The organism is Micromonospora sp. NPDC047812 (genome assembly GCF_040704175.1).
In the GTDB taxonomy this organism is placed as follows: domain Bacteria; phylum Actinomycetota; class Actinomycetes; order Mycobacteriales; family Micromonosporaceae; genus Micromonospora.
Genome location: NZ_JBEYRY010000020.1, coordinates 14,258 through 38,354, shown reverse-complemented (window position 1 = coordinate 38,354; position 24,097 = coordinate 14,258). Strand labels below are relative to the sequence as shown.

Below are 24,097 nucleotides of genomic sequence, written 5' to 3'. Positions count from 1 at the left end.
TCCACGACGCCATCACCACCCTCACCACCACCTGCAACGTCGACACCTTCCTCGAAATCGGCCCCGACACCGTCCTCGCCACCGCCGCCGCCACCGGCGACACCACCACCGCCATCGCCACCACCCGCCGCGGACAACCCGAAACCACGACCCTCACCAAGGCCGTCGCCGCCCTGCACACCCACGGCGTCCCCGTCGACTGGCCCACCTTCTTCGCCGGCGCCCGGACCACCGACCTGCCGACGTACCCCTTCGAACGCCAGCGGTACTGGGTGGAGAACTCGGCCGCGACCGGGGCGGCGAGCCGGCTCGGGCTCGCCGACACCGAGCACCCCCTGCTCGGCGCGGCCGTCGCGCTGCCCGACTTCGACGGCGTGGTCTACACCGGCCGGCTGTCGACCGGCACCCACCCGTGGCTCGCCGACCACGTCGTCGCCGGCGCCGTGCTCGTCCCGGGTGCGGCGCTCGTCGAACTCGCGGTGCACGCCGCGGACGCGGTCGGCTGCCCGGTGGTGGAGGAGCTGACCACGGTCGCCCCGCTGGTCCTGCCCGCCGACGGCGCGGTGCAGCTGCGGCTGCGCGTCGGCGAGCCGGACGAGCAGGGCCGCCGCACCGTCGAGATCCACTCGCGCGGCGAGCACACCGAGACCTGGACGGCGCACGCCACCGGACTCGTCACCGCGGAGGCGGTCACCGCGCCGGACACCGTGACCCAGTGGCCCCCCGCCGACGCCCGGCCGGTCGACCTGACCGACGCCTACGACCGGCTCGCCGACCGGGGTTACGAGTACGGGCGGGCGTTCCGTGGCGTCACGGCGGTGTGGGAACGCGGCGACGAACTGTTCGCCGACGTCACCCTCCCCGAGGCGGACGAGCGCTTCGCGCTGCACCCCGCCCTGCTGGACGCGGCCCTGCACGCCCCGCTGCTGGCCGACCAGGCCGGTACAGGGAGCGCCGTGCTGCCGTTCTCGTGGCAGCAGGTGGTGCTGCACGCCACGAACGCCACCGCCCTGCGGGTCCGCATCGTGCCGGTCGAGTCCGGCTGGGCGATCACCGCGACCGACGGCACGGGCGCCCCCGTGGTGTCGGTGGGCAGGCTGGAGACCCGGCCGGTCGGCGCGCTCGACGCCCGCCCGGGCCACCACGACTCGCTGTACGAGCTGACCTGGACCCCCGTGCCGGCCGCCGGGGAGCAGGACGGGGACGTGCGGGTGCTCGACACGACCACGTTCCCGCCCGGCCCCGCCCCGACGGACACCCCGGCCGGCGTCCGCGCCGTGCTGCACCGCGTCCTCGACGAACTCACGTCGTGGCTCGCCGAACCCACCGGCCCGCGCATCGTCGTGCGTACCCGGGGCGCGGTGGCCCTGCCCGGCGAGGACGTCACCGACCTCGCGGGCGCCGCCGTGTGGGGGTTCGTCCGCTCGGTCCAGGCCGAGCACCCCGACCGCGTCGTCCTGGTCGACGGCGACGTGGTGCTGGCCGACGACGAGCCGCAGCTCGTGGTCCGCGATGGCGTTCCGCACGCCGCCCGGCTGGCCCGGGCGACCACCGCCGACCCGGTCGACCCGGACTTCGGCTCCGGGACGGTGCTGGTGTCCGGTGCGTCCGGCGCGCTGGGTGCGGTGGTGGTCCGGCACCTGGTGGCGGTGCACGGGGTGCGTGACCTGCTGCTGGTGTCCCGTCGGGGCGAGACCGCGCCGGGCGCCGCGGAGCTGGCGGCGGAGCTGACCGCGTCGGGCGCGTCGGTGCGGTGGGCGGCCTGCGACGTGGCCGACCGGGACGCGGTGGCGGCGCTGGTCGCCGGCCGTGAGCTGTCGGCGGTCGTGCACGTCGCCGGCGTGCTGGACGACGGTCTGCTGGCGTCGTTGTCGCCGGAGCGCCTGGACCGGGTGCTGGCGCCCAAGGTGGACGCGGCGTGGCACCTGCACGAGGCGACGGCCGGGACGCCTCTGTCGGCGTTCGTGGTGTTCTCGTCGGCGGCGGGCGTGTTCGGCAACGCGGGCCAGGCGGCGTACTCCGCCGCGAACGCGTTCCTGGACGCGCTGGTCGTGCGCCGCCGGGCGGCCGGCCTGACCGGGCAGTCCCTGGCGTGGGGCATGTGGGACGGCGGGATGGCGGGCGAGCTGACCGGCGCGGAGCGGCAGCGGCTGGCCCAGGCGGGCGTACGCGCCCTGCCGGTCGACGAGGCCCTGCGGCTCCTCGACGCCGCGCTGACCTGCGCCGCACCGGTCCTCGTACCCATCGGGCTCGATCTCGGCGTGGTCGACGGCGCGATCTACCGCGGCCTGGTGCGCCCCCGGACCCGGCGGGCGGCGGCCACCGGCGACGGCCTCGCCGCGCGGCTGGCCGGCAGGTCCGGGCCCGAGTGCGCCGACCTGCTGCTGGACCTGGTCCGCACCAACGTCGCGACGGTGCTCGGGCACCGCGACCCCGACGCCGTCGACCCCGGTCGCGCTTTCACCGAGCTGGGCTTCGACTCGCTCGCCGCGCTGGAACTGCGCAACCAGCTCAACGCCGCGACCGGCCTGCGGCTGCCCGCCACCCTGACCTTCGACCGCCCCAACACCCGCGCGGTCGCCGAGCTGCTGTACGAGCGGCTCGTCCCCGACACCGGCGGCGACGACGGGCTGCCCGAGGACGAGGTCCGCCGCATCCTGCTCGCCATCCCCCTCAGCCGGCTGCGGGACGCCGGCCTGATGGACAGCCTGCTCGAACTGGGCGGCGTGCGGGTCGCCGCCGCCGAGCCGGACGCCGCACCCAGCGGATCCATCGACGACATGGACGCCGACGCACTGATCAGCATGGCGCTCGCCGACCTCGGTGAAGCGACGACGGAATCGGGGAGCTGACCACATGGCCAACTCGGAGGAGAAGCTCGTCACCGCGCTGCGGGCCTCGCTCAAGGAGAACGAGTGGCTGCGGGAGCAGAACCGCAAGCTGAACTCGACGCTGCGCGAGCCGATCGCCATCGTGGGCATGGCCTGCCGCTACCCCGGCGGGGTGCGGACCCCCGACGACCTGTGGAACCTCGTCGCCGCCGGCGGGGACGGGATCACCGGCTTCCCCACCGACCGCGGCTGGAACGTCGCGGAACTCTACGATCCCACGCCCGGCACGCCGGGACGGTCGTACACCCGCGAGGGCGGCTTCCTGCACGACGCGGCCCAGTTCGACCCGGAGTTCTTCGGGATCAGCCCGCGCGAGGCGCTGACCATGGATCCGCAGCAGCGGCTGCTGCTGGAGACCTCGTGGGAGGCCTTCGAGAACGCGGGCATCGACCCGACCGGGCTGCGCGGCAGCGACACCGGCGTCTTCGCCGGGATGATGTACCACGACTACGCGGAGAACAACGCCACCGGCGCCATCGCATCCGGCCGGGTGGCGTACACCTTCGGCCTGGAGGGGCCCGCCGTCACCGTCGACACCGCGTGCTCGTCGTCGCTGGTCGCCCTGCACCTGGCCGTGCAGGCCCTGCGCAACGGCGAGTGCTCGCTCGCGCTGGCCGGCGGGGTCACCGTGATGGCGACCCCGGAGACGTACGTCGCGTTCTCCAAGCAGCGCGGGCTGTCGCCGGACGGCCGGTGCAAGTCCTTCGCCGCCGCCGCCGACGGCACCGGCTTCGCCGAGGGCGTCGGCATGCTGATCGTGGAGCGGCTCTCCGACGCCCGGCGCAACGGGCACCCGGTGCTCGCCGTCGTCCGCGGGACGGCGGTCAACCAGGACGGGGCCTCCAACGGCCTGACCGCCCCGAACGGGCCGGCGCAGCAGCGGGTCATCCAGGCGGCGCTGGCCAACGCGCGGCTGTCGGCCAACCAGATCGACGTGGTCGAGGCGCACGGCACCGGCACCACGCTGGGCGACCCGATCGAAGCCCAGGCCATCCTCGCCACCTACGGCCAGGACCGGGACCGGCCGCTGTGGCTCGGCTCGGTCAAGTCCAACATCGGTCACACCCAGGCAGCCGCCGGCGTCGGCGGCATCATCAAGATGGTGCTCGCCATGCGGCACCGGCTGCTGCCCAAGACGCTGCACGTGGACGCCCCGAGCGACCAGGTCGACTGGACCGAGGGCTCGGTCGACCTGCTGACCGAGGCCGTCGCCTGGCCCAGGGGCGCCGAGCCGTCCCGCGCCGGCGTCTCGTCGTTCGGCGTGAGCGGCACCAACGCCCACGTGATCATCGAGGAGCCGCCCGCGCAGGAGACCGCGCCGCCCGCCGAGGCGGCGACCGGGCCGGTGCCCTGGGTGCTCTCCGGCCGTACGCCCGAGGCCCGCCGCGACCAGGCGGCCCGGCTGGCGGCCCACCTCGACCTGCACCCCGCCGCCCCGGCCGACGTCGCCGCCGCCCTGGCGACGCGCGCCCGGTTCGAGCACCGGGCGGTCGTGGTCGGCGCGGACCCCGCCGAGCTGCGGGCCGGCCTGGCCGCCGTCGCGGCGGACGAACCCGCGCCGACCGTCGCCACCGGCGCCGCGCTGGGCGACGAGCCCCGGGTCGTCTTCATGTTCCCCGGCCAGGGCTCGCAGTGGGCGGGCATGGCCGTCGAGCTGATGGACACCGCCGAGGTGTTCGCGGACCGGATGGACGAGTGCGCGCGGGCCGTCGACGCGTTCACCGACTGGTCGCTGCTGGACGTCGTCCGGGGTGTGCCCGGCGCGCCGTCGCTCGACCGGGTGGACGTGGTGCAGCCCGTGCTGTTCGCCGTGATGGTGTCGCTCGCGGAGCTGTGGCGGTCGTACGGCGTGCGGCCCGCCGCCGTGGTGGGGCACTCGCAGGGCGAGATCGCCGCCGCCGTCGTCGCCGGCGCGCTCAGCCTCGACGACGGCGCCCGCGTGGTCGCGCTGCGCAGCCGGGCGATCGCCGCCGGGCTGGCCGGGCGTGGCGGCATGGCCTCCGTGGCGGCGCCCCGGGCCGACGTGCAGGAGCGCCTCGCCCGGTGGGGCGAGCGGATCTCCGTCGCGGCGGTCAACGGTCCCGCCGCCACGGTCGTCTCCGGCGAGCCCGACGCCCTCGCCGAGCTGCTGGCCGCGTGCGAGGCCGACGGCGTGCGGATGCGGATGATCCCGGTGGACTACGCCTCGCACTCCGCGCAGGTCGAGGCCATCCGGGACGAGCTGCTGCGCGTCCTCGCCGACGTCCGGCCGCGCAGCGCCGACGTGCCGCTGTACTCCACGCTCACCGGCGAGGTCGTCGACACCGCCACCCTCGACGCCGGGTACTGGTACGCGAACCTGCGCGGCACGGTCCGGTTCGAGGAGGCGATCGACCGCCTGCTCGCCGACGGGCACGACGTCCTCGTGGAGATCAGCCCCCACCCCGTGCTCGGCATGGGCGTACGCGAGATCCTGGACCGCGCCGACGCCCCGGCCGCGCTCGTCGCCTCGCTGCGGCGCGACGAGGGCGGCCTGTCGCGCTTCCTGCTCTCCCTGGCCGAGGCGTACGTCCGCGGGGTCGCCGTCGACTTCTCCCGGCACACCCGCGGCGTCCCGGCCCCGCTGCCGACGTACGCGTTCCAGCACCAGCGGTACTGGCAGCTCGCGGCGGCGTCCGCCGTGGACGCCCGCGGCCTCGGCATCGACGTCGTCGGCCACCCGCTGCTCGGTGCCGCGCTCACCGTCCCGGAGCGGGACCTCGTCGTGCTCGCCGGCCGGATCAGCCTGGAGACGCACCCGTGGCTGGCCGACCACGCCGTCCTGGACACCGTCCTGCTGCCCGGCACGGCGCTGGTCGAACTCGCCGTGCGGGCCGGCGACGAGGTCGGCTGCCCGGCCGTCGAGGAACTCGTCATCACCTCCCCGCTCGTCGTACCGGCACACGGCGGGGTGGCCCTGCGGCTCACCGTGGAGGCACCGGACGAGCACGGCCGCCGCGCGCTCGGCGTCTACGGGCAGACCGACACCGAGGCGCGGATCGGCATGTGGACCCGGCACGCCACCGGTGTCCTCGCCGCCGCCACGGCAGCGGGGGAGCGCCTCACCGAGTGGCCGCCCGCCGACGCGTCGGCCGTCGACCTCGGTGACCTGTACGACCGGCTCGCCGGGCTCGGCCTCCAGTACGGCCCGGTGTTCCAGGGCCTGCGGGCGGCGTGGCGGCGGGGCGACGAGACGTTCGCCGAGGTGGCCCTGCCGCAGGGGATCGACGTCGACGGGTTCGGCCTGCACCCGGCGCTGTTCGACGTCGCCCTGCACGCCCTCGCCGCGGACGTCGGGGACGGCGCGGCGAAGCTGCCGTTCTCGTGGAACGGCGTGACGCTGCACGGGGCCGGCGCGACGAGCCTGCGCGTCCGGCTCACCAGGACGGGGGCGGACAGCGCGACCCTGCTCCTCGCGGACCACACGGGTGCCCCGGTGGCCACCGTGGCGGCGCTCACCGTACGCGCGGTGGCCCCGCAGGCCCTCAAGGGACGCAGCGGCTTCGTCGAGTCGCTGTTCCGGCTGGAGCAGGCGCCGCTGACCGCCGGCCGGGGCGAGCGCGGCACGTGGCAGACGCTGGGCGGCACGGCGGTCTTCGACGCGCCGCCGGTGGCGCTGGCCGACGTGGCCGCCGACACGCTGTTCCTGCCGTGCTTCTCCGACGCGCCCGGCATCTCCGGGGTGTCCGACCTGACGGCGTACGCGCTGGGCACGATCCAGCGGTGGCTCGCCGATGCCCGGCAGGCCGAGACCCGGCTCGTCGTGGTGACCCGCCCGGACGACCTCGCGGGCGCGGCGGTGCACGGCCTGGTCCGCTCCGCGCAGGCGGAGAACCCGGGGCGGATCGTCCTGCTGGAGGCCGACGACACCGCCGACGAGCTGGTGGCGGCGGCGCTGGCGACGGGCGAGCCGGTGCTCACCGTCCGCGACGGCGTGGTGCGCGCACCCCGCCTGGCCCGGGTGCCCGAGCAGGACGTCGCCGGGCCGGCGGTGTTCGGCCCGGACAGCAGGGTGCTCGTCACCGGTGGCACCGGCACGCTGGGCGGACTGGTCGCCCGCCACCTGGTCACCGCGCACGGCGTACGCGACCTCGTGCTGACCAGCCGCCGCGGCCTCGCCGCCGCCGGCGCGGAGGAACTGCGCGACGAACTCGCGGAGCTGGGCGCGACCGTGACGGTGCTGGCGTGCGACGTCGCGGACCGCGACCAGGTCGCGGCCCTGCTCGCGGCGCACCCGGTCACCGGCGTCGTGCACACCGCGGGCGTGATGGCCGACGCCACCATCGCCACGCTCACCCCGGAGCGGCTCGCCGAGGCGCTGCGTCCCAAGGTGGACGCGGCCTGGCACCTGCACGAGCTGGCCGGCGACGTCACCGCCTTCGTGCTGTTCTCCTCGGCGGCGGGCATCTTCGGCAGCCCCGGCCAGGGCGCCTACGCGGCGGCGAACGCGCTGCTCGACGCGCTCGCGGCGCGACGCCGGGCCGCGGGACTGCCCGCCCACTCGCTCGCCTGGGGTCTGTGGGCCGAGCGCAGCGAGATGACCGCCGAGGTGGGCGGCGCGCAGCTGAGCCGGATGGCGCGCAGCGGCATGAGCGAGCTGTCCAGCAAGGACGGCCTGGCGCTGTTCGACGCCGCGATCCGGACGGCCGACGCGCTGCTGGCGCCGGTGCCGGTGGACCTCGCCGCGTTCGGCCGGGACGACCGGGAACCGCCGGAGCTGCTGCGCGGCCTGGTCCGCGCCCCGGCCCGCCGGGCGGTGGGCGGTTCCTCGCTCGCCCAGCGGCTGGCCGAGGTGCCCGCCGAGCGCTGGACCGAGGTCGTGCTGGAGGCGGTGCTCACCCGGGTCGCGTCCGTCCTCGGCTACGCCCGGGCGGACCGGCTGCCGGCGGGCCGACCGTTCAAGGAACTGGGCTTCGACTCGCTCACCGCGCTCGACCTGCGCAACCAGCTCGGCGTGGCGACCGGGCTGCGGCTGCCGGCGACCCTGGTCTTCGACTACCCGACGCCCGAGGCGCTGGCCGGGCACCTGGTGGAGCAACTGGCCGGCGGGCGGACCGCGACGGCGGACGTCGCCGTGGCCCGGCACGACCACGAGCCGGTCGCGATCGTCGGAATGGCCTGCCGCTTCCCCGGCGACGTGCGCACCCCCGAGGACCTGTGGCGGCTGCTGGTCGGCGGCGGCGACGCCATCGGGCCGTTCCCCACCGACCGGGGATGGAACCTCAACGCGCTCTTCGACCCCGACCCGGACACGTCGGGCACCAGCTACGTCGACCGGGGCGGCTTCCTCCACGACGCGGCCCACTTCGACCCCGGCTTCTTCGGCATCTCCCCGCGCGAGGCGCTGGCGATGGACCCGCAGCAGCGGCTGCTGCTGGAGACCTCGTGGGAGGCGCTGGAGCGGGCCGGCATCGACCCGACCACGCTGCGCGGCAGCCGGACCGGCGTCTACGCGGGCGTCATGTACAACGACTACGGCACCGTGCTGCGCGGCTCCGCCGAGTCCGTCGACGGGTTCCTCTCCACCGGCAACTCCGGCGGCGTGATCTCGGGCCGGATCTCGTACACGTTCGGGCTGGAGGGCCCGGCGATGACCGTCGACACCGCCTGCTCGTCGTCGCTGGTCGCCCTGCACCTCGCCGTCTCCGCGCTGCGCAACGGGGAGTGCTCCCTCGCGCTCGCCGGCGGCGTGTCGGTGATGTCGACGCCGAGCACCTTCCTGGAGTTCTCCCGGCAGCGCAACCTCGCCCCCGACGGGCGGTGCAAGTCGTTCGCGGGCGCGGCCGACGGCACGTCGCTCTCCGAGGGCGTCGGCGTGCTGGTGGTCGAGCGGCTCTCCGACGCCCGGCGCCACGGGCACCCCGTACTGGCCGTGGTGCGCGGCTCGGCGGTGAACTCCGACGGCGCCTCCAACGGGCTCACCGCGCCCAACGGGCCGTCGCAGCAGCGGGTGATCCGGGCCGCCCTGGCGGACGCGCGGCTGTCCCCGGCCGACGTAGACGTGGTCGAGGCGCACGGCACCGGCACCACCCTGGGCGACCCGATCGAGGCGCAGGCCGTCCTCGCCACGTACGGGCAGGAACGGGCCGCGCCGGTGCTGCTGGGTTCGGTCAAGTCGAACCTCGGGCACACGCAGGCCGCCGCCGGCGTCGCCGGCATCATGAAGGTGGTGCTGGCGCTGCGGCACGGCGTGCTCCCGCAGACCCTGCACGTGGACGAGCCCTCGCCACACGTGGACTGGTCCGCCGGCGCGGTACGCGTCGCCTCGGAGACCGTCCCGCTCACCGCCGCCGACCGTCCGGTGCGCGCCGCCGTGTCGTCCTTCGGCATCAGCGGCACCAACGCCCACGTCGTACTGGAGCAGGCCGACCCGGCGCCGCCGGCCGACGAGCCGGACGTGCCGTTCACGCCGTGGCTGCTCTCCGCCCGGACCGAGGAGGGGCTGCGGGAGCAGATCCCGCGGCTGCGCGCCCACGTCGCCGCCGATCCGACGCTGCGGCCGGTCGACGTCGCGTACACGCTCGCCACCGGGCGGGCCGGGTTCCCGCACCGCGCCGTGCTGCTCGGCGACCAGGTGGTGACCGGCACGGCCGACGGCGGGAAGCTGGCGGTGCTCTTCACCGGTCAGGGGGCGCAGCGGGTCGGGATGGTGGGGGAGCTGATGGGCTTCCCGGTGTTCGCGGCGGCGTTCGACGAGGTGTGCGGTGAGTTGGACCGGCATCTGGAGCGGCCGTTGCGGGAGGTGCTGGACACCGAGGAGGTGCACCGGACGGGGTGGGCGCAGCCGGCGTTGTTCGCGGTGGAGGTGGCGCTGTTCCGGTTGTTCGAGTCGTGGGGTGTGCGGCCGGACTTCGTGGCGGGGCACTCGATCGGTGAGCTGGCGGCGGCGCACGTGGCGGGCGTCTGGTCGCTCGCCGACGCGGCGAGGGTCGTCGCGGCGCGCGGCCGGCTGATGCAGGCGCTGCCCGCCGGCGGCGCGATGGTGGCCGTACGCGCCACGGAGGACGAGGTCGCGCCGCTGCTGCCGCCCACGGTCGCCGTCGCCGCCGTGAACGGGCCGGAGTCGGTGGTGCTCTCCGGCGAGGAGACCGCCACCCTCGCCGTGGCCGAACAGCTGTCGGGCAAGGGCCGCAGGGCGCGGCGGCTGACCGTGTCGCACGCGTTCCACTCGCCGCTGATGGACCCCATGCTCGACGAGTACCGCGCGGTCGTGACCCAGGTGGACTGCCGGGAGCCGGCCGTCGCGCTGGTCTCGACGGTGACGGGCGAGCCCACCATCCTCGACACCGACCACTGGGTGCGGCAGGTGCGCGAGCCCGTCCGGTTCGCCGACGCCGTCGCCACGCTGGCCGCGTCCGGGGTCACCACCTTCCTCGAGATCGGCCCCGACGCGGTGCTGACCGCGCTCGGCCGGAACGTGGCCGAGGGCGAGTGGATCCCGGTCTGCCGCAAGGGCCGCGCCGAGCCGGAGACCGTGGCCACCGCGTTGGCCCGGCTCGCGGTGCGCGGCACCACCATCGACTGGCCCTCGGTGGTGCCGGGGCGGACCGTGGAGCTGCCCACGTCCGTGTTCCAGCACCAGCCGTACTGGCCACGGGCGGGCGCCGGCACCGGCGACGCGAGCGGGCTGGGCCAGACGCGGGCGAACCACCCGCTGCTGGGCGCGGCGGTCGAGCTGCCGGACGGCGGCGCGGTGTTCACCGGCCGGCTCGCGCTGACCACCCACCCGTGGCTGGCCGACCACGCGGTGGCGGACCTGGTGCTGCTGCCCGGTGCGGCACTGGTCGAGCTGGCGGCCCACACCGGCCGCGAGGTCGGCTGTCCGCGCGTCGAGGAACTGACGTTGGAGGCGCCGCTGGTGCTGCCGGACTCCGGCGGCGTGCAGGTGCGCGTGACGGTGGGCGAACCGGCGCCGGACGGCGGCCGGGAGGTGGGCGTCCACTCGCGGACCGAGGACGGGGACGGGGACGGGTGGACCACCCACGCGGTGGGCCGGCTGACCCCGGCCGGGGCCGCCGGCGCCGACCTGCGGGCCTGGCCGCCGGACGCGGAGCCGGTCGACGTCGCCACGGCGTACGACGACCTGTTCGCGCGCGGCCTGCGCTACGGCCCGGTCTTCCAGGGCCTGACCGCGGCGTGGCGGCGCGGCGACGAGGTGTTCGCGGAGATCACCCTGCCCGAGCAGGCCCACGACGACGCCGGCCGCTTCGGCCTGCACCCGGCGCTGCTGGACGCCGTCCTGCACGCGGTGGCGTCGACCGGCGACGGCGACCCGGTGCTGCCGTTCTCGTGGCGCGGGTTCACCGTGCACGCGGCGGGCGCCAACCGGCTGCGGGCCCGGATCGTGCCGGGCGACGGCACGGCGGCCATCACCCTGGCCGACGCGACCGGCGCCCCGGTGGCCTCGGTCGAGGCACTGGCGGTACGGCCGGTGTCGCCCGAACAGCTGGCGGCGCTGCGCCGCGACCGGCACGAGTCGCTGCTGCGCCTGGACTGGACGCCGCTGACCGGGGCGCCCCGGCCGCGCACCGTCGCGGTGCTCGGGGAGCGGATCGACGGCCTCGACGCGACCGCGTACCCGGACCTGGCGGCCCTCGCCGCCGCCGTCGACGCCGGCGCCGCGGTGCCCGACGTGGTGGTGGCGCGGTGCGCCCCGGACCGGGGCGTCGCGGAGGACGCGCGGGCCCGCGCGGCCACCCACCAGGTCCTCGCCCTGGCGCAGCAGTGGCTCGCCGACGAGCGGTTCGCCGCCGCCCGCCTCGCCGTCCTGACCGGTGGCGCGGTGGCCACCCGCCCCGACAGCGACGTCACCGACCTCGCCGGGGCGGCTGCCTGGGGCCTGGTGCGGTCCGCGCAGTCCGAACACGGCGACCGGTTCGTCCTGGTCGACGTCGACGACCGGGCCACCGGGACCGGCCTGTCGGCCGCGCTCGGTTCCGACGAGCCGCAGCTCGCCGTGCGCGGCACCGAGGTCCTGGTGCCCCGCCTGGCGCGGGCCGGCGCCACCGACGAGACCGCCGCGACCGCCTTCGAGGGGACCGTCCTGGTCACCGGCGCCACCGGCGCGCTCGGTGGGCTCGTCGCCCGGCACCTGGTCACCCGGCACGGGGTCCGCGAGCTGGTGCTGGTCAGCCGCACCGGCCCCGCCGCCGAGGGCGCGGCCGAGCTGCGCGACGAACTCGTCGCCCTGGGGGCCGAGGTCACCGTCGCCGCGTGCGACGTCGCCGACCGGCACGCGCTCGCCGCGCTGCTCGCGGCGCACCCGGTGCGCGGGGTGGTGCACACGGCCGGCGTCGTCGACGACGCCGTCGTCACCTCGCTCACCCCGGACCGGATCGACCCGGTGCTGCGGCCCAAGGTCGACGCCGCGACGAACCTGCACGAACTGACCCGGGACCTGACCGCGTTCGTGCTGTTCTCGTCGGCCTCCGGGGTGCTCGGCGGACCGGGCCAGGGCAACTACGCCGCCGGCAACGCCTACCTGGACGCGCTCGCCCAGCACCGGCGGGCGAACGGCCTGCCGGCCGTGTCGCTGGCCTGGGGCCGCTGGGAGCAGGCGGGCATGGCGGAGCAGCTGACCGAGGCCGACCTGCGGCGCATGTCGCGCTCCGGCGTCGGCGCGCTCGCCGTCGAGGAGGCGCTGGCCCTGTTCGACGCGGCGCTGCACACCGGGGGCATGGTGGCGCCCATCAAGCTCGACCACCGGGCCCTGCGGGAACGCGCCGTCGCGGGCATGGTGCCGCCGGTGCTGCGCGGCCTGGTCCGGGTGCCCGCCAGACGGGCGGCCGACACCGACGCGGGAGCGGCCGACGCGCTGCGGCAGCGGCTCGCGGGCCGGGACGCCGAGGAGGTCGAGGCCGTCCTGCTCGACCTGGTGCGTACCCAGGTGGCGGGCGTGCTGGCCTACCCGGACCCGGGCGCGGTCGCCGCCGACCGGCCGTTCAACGAGCTCGGCTTCGACTCGCTCACCGCGGTCGAGCTGCGCAACCGGGTGAACGCGGCGACCGGGCTGCGGCTGCCCGCGACGCTGGTGTTCGACCACCCGACGTCGAAGGCCCTGGCCGCGTACCTGCGGGCCGAACTCTCCGGCGAGGCGGGCGACACCAACGCGGTGCTGGCCGCGTTCGCCGAACTCGACCGCCTCGAGGCGGTCCTGTCGGACGTCGACGAGCAGTCCCGTACGCGGCTGTCGCTGCGGCTGCGCGACGTGCTCGCGAAGCTGGGCGGCGAGCCCGCGTCCACCGGCAACGACATCGAATCCGCGACCGACGACGAGGTCTTCGCTCTCATCGACAGCGAACTCGGGATCTCATGACAGTGCGAGGAGGGCGACCCTAGTGGCCAACGAGGACAAGCTCCGGGACTACCTGAAGCGGGTCACGGTCGACCTGCAGAAGACCCGGCAGCGCCTGCACGAGGTGGAGGCGTCCGCGCACGAGCCGGTCGCGATCGTCGGCATGGCCTGCCGCTACCCCGGAGGCGTGGCGAGTCCCGAGGACCTGTGGCGCCTGGTGGAGTCCGGGACCGACGCCACCGGCGCGTTCCCGACCGACCGCGGCTGGGACCTGGAGTCGCTGTACGACCCCCAGTCGCTGCGCGAGGGCACGTCCTACACTTCGCGCGGCGGCTTCCTGTACGACGCGGCCGACTTCGACCCGACGTTCTTCGGCATCAGCCCCCGCGAGGCGGTCGGCCTGGACCCCCAGCAGCGGCTGCTGCTGGAGGTCGCGTGGGAGACCCTGGAGCGCGCCGGCATCGACCCCGCCTCGCTCGCCGGCAGCCCGACCGGCGTGTTCACCGGCCTGATGTACCACGACTACCTGGGCAGCAACAGCTCCGGCAGCGTGGTCTCCGGCCGGGTCGCCTACACGCTGGGGCTGGAGGGGCCGGCGGTCACCGTCGACACCGCCTGCTCGTCGTCGCTCGTGGCGCTGCACCTGGCGATCCAGGCGCTGCGCCGGGGCGACTGCACGCTCGCGCTCGTCGGCGGCGTCTCGGTCATGGCGACGCCGCTGACGTTCGTCGAGTTCTCCCGCCAGCGCGGCCTGTCGCCGGACGGGCGGTGCCGCTCGTACTCGGCGGACGCCGACGGCACCGGGTTCGCCGAGGGCGCCGGCGTGCTGCTGGTGGAGCGGCTGTCGGACGCGCTCGCGCACGGTCACCGCGTCCTGGCGGTCGTGCGGGGCTCCGCGGTCAACCAGGACGGCGCGTCGAACGGGCTGACCGCGCCGAACGGGCCGTCGCAGCAGCGGGTCATCGAGGCCGCCCTGGTCGACGCGGGCCTGTCGACGCGCCAGGTCGACGTGGTCGAGGGGCACGGCACCGGCACGACCCTGGGCGACCCGATCGAGGCGCAGGCGCTGCTCGCCACGTACGGCCAGGACCGGGAGGACCCGCTCTGGCTCGGCTCGGTGAAGTCGAACATCGGCCACACCCAGGCCGCCGCCGGGGTCGCCGGGGTCATCAAGATGGTGGAGGCGATCCGGCGCGGCGTCCTGCCCGCGACGCTGCACGCCGAGCAGCCGTCGGACCAGGTGGACTGGACGGCCGGGAACGTCCGGCTGCTGACCGCCGCCACGCCGTGGCCGCGTACCGGGCAGCCGCGCCGGGCCGCCGTCTCGTCGTTCGGGTTCAGCGGCACGAACGCGCACGTGATCGTGGAGCAGGCGCCGGACGCCGCCGCGCCCGAGCCGGCCGCCGCGCCGGTGACGTCGCTGCTGCTCACCGCCCGCGACGCCAACGCGCTGCGGGACCAGGCACGGCGACTCTCCGCCGTGGTGTCGCAGGTGGAGCCGGCCGAGTTGGGCTACGCCCTGGCCACCACCCGGTCCCGCTTCGCGCACCGGGCCGCGGTGCTCGGCGGCACCGCCGAGGAACTGGCCGCCGGCCTGGCCGCGCTGGCCCGCGACGAGCAGGCCGCCAACCTGGTCCGCGGCCGGGCGACGGACGGCCGGGTCGGGATGCTCTTCTCCGGGCAGGGCGCGCAGCGCCTCGGCATGGGCCGCGGGCTGTACGCGGCGTACCCGGAGTTCGCGGCGGCGTTCGACGAGGTGTGCGCCGCCCTGGACCCGCACCTGGACCGGCCGCTGCGCGAGGTCCTCGACACCGAGGACCTGCACCGGACCGGCTGGACCCAGCCCGCCCTGTTCGCCGTCGAGGTGGCCCTGTACCGGCTCGTCCGGTCCTGGGGCGTCACCCCCTCGGTCCTGGCCGGGCACTCGATCGGCGAACTGGCCGCCGCGCACGTCGCGGGGGTGTTCCCGCTCGCCGACGCGGCCCGCCTGGTCGCGGCCCGGGGCCGGCTGATGCAGGCCCTGCCGGCGGGCGGGGCGATGCTCGCCGTGCAGGCCACCGAGGACGAGGTCGCGCCGCTGCTCGGCGCGGACGCCGACATCGCCGCCGTCAACGGCCCGGACTCGGTGGTCGTCTCGGGCACCGAGGAGGCGGTGGCGGCGGTGGCCGCGCGGTTCGCCGACCGGCGCACCCGGCGGCTGACCGTGTCGCACGCCTTCCACTCGCCGCTGATGGACCCGATGCTCGCGGAGTTCCGGGCGGTGGCCGAGACGATCTCGTACGCGCCGCCGAGCGTCCCGCTGGTCTCCACGGTCACCGGCGCGCCGGCGGGCGACGAACTGGCGACGCCGGAGTACTGGGTCGGGCAGGTCCGGGCGACCGTGCGCTTCGCGGACGCGGTACGCGCCGCCGCCGCGACCGGCGTCACGACGTTCCTCGAACTGGGCCCGGACTCGGTGCTCGCCACCATGGCGGCGGACTGCCTGGACGGCGACGTGCTGGCCACGCCGGTGCTGCGCCGGGACCGCGACGAGCCGCCTGCCCTGGTGGAGGCGCTGGCGCGGCTGGAGACCCGGGGCGTCCGGATCGACCCGGAGGCGTTCTACCACCGGTCCGGACCGTCCTGGGTGGACCTGCCGACGTACGCCTTCCAGCACGAGCGTTTCTGGCAGGACAGCGTCGAGCCGGCCGTCGCGGCCGGAGCCGGCGACGACGACGGCCTGTGGGCGGCGGTGGACAGCGGTGACCTCGACACGGTGGTCACCACCCTCGACGTGGACCCGCAGGCGCCCCTGGCGTCGGTGCTGCCCGCGCTCTCCGCGTGGCGCCGGGGCCGGCAGGAGCGGTCCGCGCTGGACGGCTGGCGTTACCAGGCGCGGTGGGAGCGCCGCCCCGGCGGCACGCCTCCGGCGCTGACCGGCACCTGGCTGCTGGTGGTTCCCGAGCCGGCGGTGACCGGCGACACGGGCACCGCCGTCGCCGACGCGCTCGCCGCGCACGGCGCCACCGTCGTCACCACCGACCCGGCCGCCGTCGCGGAGCACCTCGACGGGGAACTCGCCGGCGTGGTCTCCCTCCTCGCGCTCGACGAGGCGTTCCTGCCCGGGCACCCCGGCGTCCCGGCGGGCGCCGCGGCCACCCTCGACCTGATCCGTACGCTCGCCGGGCGGGGCGTCGCGCTGTGGTGCCTCACCCGTGGGGCCGTGACCACCTCCCCGGCCGACCCGGTGACCGGCGTGGCGCAGTCGCAGGTGTGGGGCCTCGGCCGGGTCGCCGCGCTGGAACTGCCCGACACCTGGGGCGGCCTGGTCGACCTGCCCGCCGAGCTGGACGGGCGCTGCGCCGCCGCGCTGGCCGGCGTGCTCGCCGGCATCGGGGAGGACCAGGTCGCGGTGCGCCCGGACGGGGTGTTCGTCCGCCGGCTGCACCGCGCGCCGGTGAGCGGCAACCCGCGCTGGCGCGGCGCGTCCGGCACCGTCCTGGTCACCGGCGGCACCGGCACCCTCGGCATCGAGGTCGCCCGGCTGTACGCGCGGCACGGCGCCGAGCGGCTCGTCCTGCTGAGCCGGCGCGGCACCGCCCCCGCCGAACTCCTCGACGAGCTGCGCGGGCTGGGCCCGGAGGTCGACGTCGTGGCCTGCGACGTGGCCGACCGGGCGGCCCTGGAGGCGGTGGTCGACCGCTACCCCGACGTGCGCGCCGTGGTGCACGTGGCGGGCCTGGCCCAGCTCACCGGCATCGTGGACATGGACCTCGCCGAGTTCACCAATGTCGTCTCCGCGAAGGTCGCCGGCGCCGCCAACCTCGACGCGATCTTCGCCGAGCGGGACCTCGACGAGTTCGTGCTCTTCTCCTCCGTGGCCGGGGTCTGGGGCAGCGGCGGCCAGGCCGCCTACGCCGCCGGCAACGCCCACCTGTGCGCCCTCGCCGAGGCCCGGCGCGGCCGGGGACAGCCGGCCACCGCCCTCGCCTGGGGCCCGTGGGCCGAGAGCACGCTGGTGGACGACGAAATCTCGGCCTCGCTGCGCAAGCGGGGCCTGGCGCCGATGGCGCCGGAGCGCGCCGTCGCGGCCATGCGTACCGCGCTGGCGGCCGGCGACACGGACGTCCTGCTCGCCGACGTGGACTGGGCCACCTTCGTGCCGTCGTTCACCGCGCTGCGGCCCAGCCGGCTCTTCGACGCCATCCCCGAGGCGGTCGCCGACGAGGAGCCGACCGACACGTCCACCTCGTCGGACTTCGCCCGCCGGCTCGCCGACCTGCCCGAGGCGGAGCGGCTCGACCACGTCGTCGGGCTGGTCCGCACCCAGGTCGCGCTCACGCTCGGCTACGCCGGCCCGGAGGCGGTCGAGCCGGCCTCCGCGTTCAAGGAGCTGGGCTTCGACTCGGTCACCGCCGTGGAGTTCCGCAACCGGATGGTCGAGGCCACCGGCGTACGGCTCTCCGCGGCCGTCGCCTTCGACTACCCGACCCCGGTCGCGCTGGCCGAGCACCTGCTGGAGACCGGTCGCACCGAGGTGGTCGTCGGCACCGTCGCCGCCGACGAGCCGATCGCCATCGTCGGCATGAGCTGCCGCTTCCCCGGTGGCGTCAGCTCGCCGGAGGAGCTGTGGACGATGCTGCGCGAGGGTCGCGACGGCATCGGCCCGTTCCCCACCGACCGCGGCTGGGACCTCGACGGCCTGTTCCACCCCGACCCGGAGCACTCCGGGACCAGCTACGTCCGCGAGGGCGGCTTCCTCGCCGACCTGCCGGGCTTCGACGCGGCCTTCTTCGGCATCAGCCCCCGCGAGGCCGAGGCCATGGACCCGCAGCAGCGGCTGGTGCTGGAGGCGTCCTGGGCGGCCTTCGAGGACGCCGGCATCGACCCGACCACGCTGCGCGGCAGCGCGACGGGGGTGTACGTCGGCGCCAACAACGTCGACTACGCCCGGATCACCGGCGCGGCCGGGGCGAGCGCGGAAGGCTTCATGGCCACCGGCAACGCCGCGAGCATCATGTCCGGTCGCCTCTCGTACGTGCTGGGGCTGGAGGGCCCGGCCGTGACGGTGGACACCGCCTGCTCGTCGTCGCTGGTGGCGATGCACCTGGCGGTGCGGGCGCTGCGCTCGGGCGAGTGCGCGATGGCGGTCGCGGGCGGCGTGACCGCCATGTCGACGCCGGGCGCGTTCCTGGAGTTCAGCCGGATGCGCGGGCTCGCCCCGGACGGGCGCTGCAAGGCGTTCGCGGCCGGCGCGGACGGCACCAACTGGGGCGAGGGCATCGGCGTGGTCGTGCTGGAGCGGCTCTCCGACGCGCTCGCCGCCGGCCACGAGGTCCTGGCCGTGGTACGCGGGACCGCCGTCAACCAGGACGGCGCGTCCAACGGGCTGACCGCGCCCAACGGGCCGGCGCAGCAGCGGGTCATCCGGCAGGCGCTCGCCGACGCCGGACTCTCCACCGCCGACGTGGACGTGGTGGAGGCGCACGGCACCGGCACGACGCTGGGCGACCCCATCGAGGTCGACGCGCTGTTCGCCACGTACGGCCGGGACCGCGCCGGGGACCGGCCGCTCTGGCTGGGCTCGGTGAAGTCGAACATCGGGCACACCCAGGCCGCCGCCGGCGTCGCCGGGGTGATCAAGATGGTGCTCGCGCTGCGGCACGGCGAGCTGCCCCGGACCCTGCACGTCGACGAGCCGACTTCGCACGTCGACTGGTCGGGCGGGGTGCGGCTGCTGGCCGAACCGCAGCCGTGGCGGCGTAACGGCCACCCGCGTCGCGGCGGCGTCTCGTCGTTCGGGTTCAGCGGCACCAACGCCCACCTCGTCATCGAGGAGGCTCCGGCGGCGCCCGAGGCCGAGCGGTCGTACGACGACGGGCCGGTCGCGCTCGTGCTCTCCGCCCGCTCGGACGGCGCGCTGCGCCGGCAGGCCGCCGACATCGAGCCGCTCCTGGCCGAGGTGGCGCCCCGCGACCTGGCGTACTCGCTCTCCCTGCGGGCCACCCACCCGCGCCGCGCGGTCGTGGTGGGCGGGCCCGACGAGCTGCGCGCCGGCCTCGCCGCGCTCGCGGCGGGGGAGCCCGCGCCGAACCTGGCCACCGGGGTCGCCGCCGGCACGCCGGGGAAGGTGGCCTTCTCCTTCCCCGGGCAGGGCTCGCAGTGGATCGGCATGGCCGTGGAGCTGCTCGACGCCTCCCCGGTGTTCGCCGCGCGGATGGCCGAGTGCGAGGCGGCGCTGGCACCGCACGTCGACTGGTCCCTGGAGGCCGTCCTACGGCGGGGGGAGGGGCTGGACCGGGTGGACGTCGTCCAGCCCGTCCTGTTCGCCGTCATGGTGTCGCTCGCGGCGCTGTGGCGCTCCCACGGGGTCGAGCCCGCCGCCGTGGTGGGGCACTCCCAGGGCGAGATCGCCGCCGCCTGCGTGGCGGGCGCGCTCTCCGTGGCGGACGCGGCCAGGGTCGTCGCCCTGCGCAGCCGGGCGCTGCTGCGCCTGTCCGGTAAGGGCGGCATGGTCTCCGTGCCGCTGCCGGTGGCCGAGGTGCGGGAGCGCCTGGAGCGCTTCGCCGGCCGGGTGACCGTGGCGACCGTCAACGGGCCGCGCTCGACGGTGGCGGCCGGCGAGCTGGACGCCCTCGACGAGCTGCTGGCCGAGTGCCAGCGCGACGGCGTGCGCGCCAAGCGCATCGACGTGGACTACGCGTCGCACTCGGCGTACGTGGAGGAGCTGCACGAGGAGCTGCGCGACGTGCTGGCCGGGCTGGAGCCCCGCCGGCCCGAGGTGCCGCTCTACTCGACGGTGGACGACCGCTGGCTGGACGACGTCGCGATGGACGCCGAGTACTGGTACCGCAACCTGCGCCAGACCGTGTGGTACGAGCCCGCCATCCGGGCCCTGCTCGACGCGGGCGTCACCACGATCGTCGAGGTCAGCCCGCACCCCGTGCTGACCATCGGCGTGCAGGACGTCATCGACGACGCGGAGGCCGCCGCCACCGTGGTCGGCTCGCTGCGCCGCGACGAGGGCGGCCTGGCGCGCTTCCTGCTCTCCCTGGGCGAGGCACACGTGCACGGCGTGCACCCCACGTGGGGGGTCGAGGGCGCGCGGCGGGTCCGGCTGCCCGGCTACCCGTTCCAGCACGAGCGGTACTGGCCGGCCGTCGGCCCGGCCACCGCCGACGCGGCCGGGCTGGGGCTCGCCGCCACCGAGCACCCGCTGCTCGGCGCGGCGGTCGCGCTGGCCGACACCGACGGCCTGCTGTTCACCGGCCGCATCTCGGTGGCCGCGCACCCGTGGCTGGCCGACCACCGCGTCGGCGGGCAGGTGTTCGTGCCCGGGACCGCGCTCGTGGACCTCGCGGTCCGCGCGGGCGACGAGGTGGACTGCGGGCGGGTCGAGGAGCTGACCCTGACCGCGCCCCTGGTCCTGCCCGACAAGGGCGGGGTCCAGGTGCAGCTGCGCGTCGGCGCGCCCGACGGCAACGGGCAGCGGCAGCTGACCGTCCACTCCCGGCCCGACGGGGTCGCCACCGACGCGGCGCCGTGGGTGCGCAACGGCGTGGGCCTGCTCGCCCCCGCGGAGCCGGCGGGCGGTTTCGACACCGCGTGGCCGCCGGCGGCCGAGCCCGTCGCGTCCGACGAGCTGTACGCCACCCTGGCCGCGGCCGGTCTCACGTACGGCCCGACGTTCCAGGGCGTACGCCGGGTGTGGCGGCAGGGCGAGGAGATCTTTGCCGAGGTGGCCCTGCCGGCGGACGCCGCGCGCACGGCGGCCGGATACGGCCTGCACCCGGCGCTGCTCGACGCCGCGCTGCACCCGCTCGCGCTCGTCACCAGCGGCACCGAGGCGCTGCTGCCGTTCGAGTGGAGCGGCGTGACCGTGCACGCCGTCGGCGCGACGGAGTTGCGCGTCCGGCTGCGTCCGCGCGGCCGGAACACCGTCGCGGTGACCGTCGCCGACCAGAGCAACACCGTGGTCGCCGAGGTCGAGTCGCTGGTGCTGCGGGAGGCCACCGCCCCCGCGCAGCCGAGCACGCACCACGACGCCCTGTTCCGCCTGGAGTGGACCCCGCTCGCCGCGCCGGCGGCCGCGCCGGACGTCCGCTGGGCGGCGCTCGGCGGGTGCACCCTGCCGCAGGACGCCGGCCTCGTCACCGACACCTACCCGGACCTGGCGGCGCTGCGGGCCCGGGTGGCCGACGGCGCGCCGACGCCCGCCCTGGTCGTGCTGCCCTGCGCGGCCGGCGCGGCCGACGACCCCGCCGGGGCGGCCCACCGGGTCGTGCACGACACCCTCGCGGTGCTGCGCGAGTGGCTCGCCGACGAGCGGTTCGCCGACGCCCGGCTGGTCGTCGTCACCCGGGACGCGGTGAGCGTGCGGGAGGCGGCCCCCGACCTGGCCAGCTCGCCGGTGTGGGGCCTGCTCCGGTCGGCCCAGAGCGAGCACCCGGACCGCTTCGTCCTGCTCGACGTCGACGACCACCAGCCGCACCGGGTGCTCGCGGCGGCGGTCGCGACCGACGAGCCGCAGCTCGCCGTCCGCGACGGCGTCCTGCTGGCCCCGCGGCTGGCCCGCGCGGCCAGCAGCCCCGCGCTGGCGGCGCCGCCGGTCGACCGCTGGCGGCTGGACGTCACCGAGCGCGGCACGCTGGAAAACCTCGCGCTGCTGCCCGAGGCGGAGGAACCGCGCCCGCTGGGACCGGGCCAGGTGCGCATCGCGATGCGGGCCGCCGGCCTGAACTTCCGGGACGTGCTGATCGCCCTCGACATGTACCCCGGCGGCGGGGTGATGGGCGGCGAGGGGGCGGGCGTGGTCGTCGAGACCGCGCCGGACGTGACCGGCGTCGCGGTCGGCGACCGGGTCATGGGCCTGTTCTACGGCGCCTTCGGCACCGAGGTGGTCACCGACGCGCGGATGGTCGTGCCTGTGCCGTCGGGCTGGTCGTTCGCCACGGCGGCGTCGACGCCGATCGCGTTCTGCACCGCCTACTACGCGCTCGTCGACCTGGCGCAGGTGAAGCCGGGGGAGCGGGTGCTGGTGCACGCCGCCGCCGGTGGCGTCGGCATGGCGGCGGTCCGGCTCGCCCGGCACCTCGGCGCGGAGGTGTACGGCACCGCCAGCACCGGCAAGTGGGACGCGCTGCGCGAGATGGGGCTGCCGGACACGCACATCGGCAACTCCCGCACGCTGGAGTTCGAGGAGCGCTTCGGCGCGGCCGGCATCGACGTGGTGATCGACTCGCTGGCGAAGGAGTTCGTCGACGCCTCGCTGCGCCTGCTCGGCGCGGGCGGCCGGTTCGTCGAGATGGGCAAGACCGACGTGCGGGACCCGGACCGGGTCGCCGCCGACCACCCGGGCGTCGCCTACCAGGCGTTCGATCTGCTCGCCATCGACCCGGACCGGGTCGGCGCGATCCTGCGCGACGTGGTCGCCCTGTTCGGGACGGGCGACCTCACGCCGCTGCCGGTGCGGCCGTACGACATCCGTCGCGCCCCGGAGGCGTTCCGGTTCATGTCCAAGGCCCGGCACGTCGGCAAGCTCGTGCTCACCGCGCCGCCCCGGCGGGACCCCGACGGCACGGTGCTCGTCACGGGCGGCACCGGCACCCTCGGCGGTCTGTTGGCGCGGCACCTGGTGACCCGGCGGGGGGTGCGGCACCTCCTGCTGACCAGCCGTCGTGGCCCGGACGCGCCGGGGGCCGCCGCGCTGGTGGCCGAGCTGACCTCGTACGGCGCGCAGGTCACCGTCGCGGCGTGCGACGCGGCGGACCGCGCGGCGCTGGCCGAGACCCTGGCCCGGGTGCCCGCCGCGCACCCGCTGACCGCCGTGGTGCACACGGCGGGCGTCCTCGACGACGGCCTGGTGGCCGCGCTGACCCCGGAGCAGGTCGAGGCGGTGCTGCGGCCCAAGGTCGACGCGGCGGTCAACCTGCACGAGCTGACCCTGGACGCCGAGCTGGCCGAGTTCGTCGTGTTCTCCGCGGCGGCCGGCACGATGGGCGGCCCCGGGCAGGGCAACTACGCGGCGGCGAACACCTTCCTGGACGCGCTCGTGGCGCGGCGCCGGGCGGCCGGGCTGCCCGCCCGTTCGCTCGCCTGGGGCCTGTGGAGCGAGGCGAGCGGGATGACCGCGCACCTCGACGCCAACGACCGCGCCCGGATGGCCCGCGTCGGGCTGTTGGAGCTGTCGGTGGAGCAGGGCATGGCGCTGTACGACGCGGCGGAGCTGGTCGACGAGCCGCTGCTGGTGCCCATGCCGGTGGACCCGGCGGTGCTGCGTGAGCTGGGCCGGGCGGGCGTGCTGCCCGCGCTGCTGCGTGGCCTGGTGCGGGGTCCGTCCCGACGGTCGGTGGAGCAGTCGACGCAGTCGCCCGGCGCCCTGCGGGATCTCCTGGCACGCCAGAGCGGCCCGCAGCGGCGGCACACCGCGCTGGAGTTCGTCAAGGCACAGGCCGCCGCCGTGCTCGGGCACGCCGGGGCGGGCGCGGTCGACCCCGACCGGCCGTTCACCGAGCTGGGCTTCGACTCGCTGACCGCGGTCGAGTTCCGCAACCGGCTGAAGGCGGCCACCGGCCTGAAGCTCTCCGCCACCATGGTGTTCGACCACCCGACCGCCGCGGCGCTCACCGACCACCTGCTGGCCGGGCTGGCCCCGGCCGAGGTGGACCCGGCCGCGGGGCTGTTGGCCGAGCTGGACCGGCTGGAACGCTCGTTCGCCCAGGCAGGCGCGGCGGGCCTGGAGGACGCGGTCAAGGCACGGATTACCGAACGGTTGCACGCGGTGATGTCGAATTGGCGTGGCAGGTCCGACGTGGACGCCGAACCCGACGGGCCGGACGTGGGCCTGGTGCTGAAGACCGCCTCCGCCGACGAGCTGTTGCGGTTCATCGACGACGAACTCGGCGCCGCCTGATCC

The 24,097-nt window shown here is 76.3% G+C and carries 3 protein-coding genes; all 3 read left to right on the top strand.

The genetic code is table 11. The annotated features are described in order from the left end of the window. The coding region (locus AB0883_RS30305; RefSeq protein WP_366644692.1) for a type I polyketide synthase at positions 1–2,852 on the top strand (2,852 nt) is incomplete at its 5' end. A gap of 4 nt (positions 2,853–2,856) precedes the next feature. Beyond that, the gene (locus AB0883_RS30300) at positions 2,857–13,224 is read left to right on the top strand and encodes a type I polyketide synthase (protein ID WP_366644691.1); all 10,368 of its coding nucleotides are present in this window, start codon (positions 2,857–2,859) and stop codon (positions 13,222–13,224) included. Positions 13,225–13,246: 22 nt separating this feature from the next. Next, a complete protein-coding gene (locus AB0883_RS30295; RefSeq protein ID WP_366644690.1) occupies positions 13,247–24,094 on the top strand; it encodes a type I polyketide synthase in 10,848 nt (3,615 codons plus the stop codon). Positions 24,095–24,097 lie beyond the last annotated feature (3 nt).

Coding starts and splice junctions, on each gene's coding strand:
- AB0883_RS30300 (WP_366644691.1), top strand. CDS start 2,857: ATGGCCAACTCGGAGGAGAAGCTCGTCACCGCGCTGCGGGCCTCGCTC.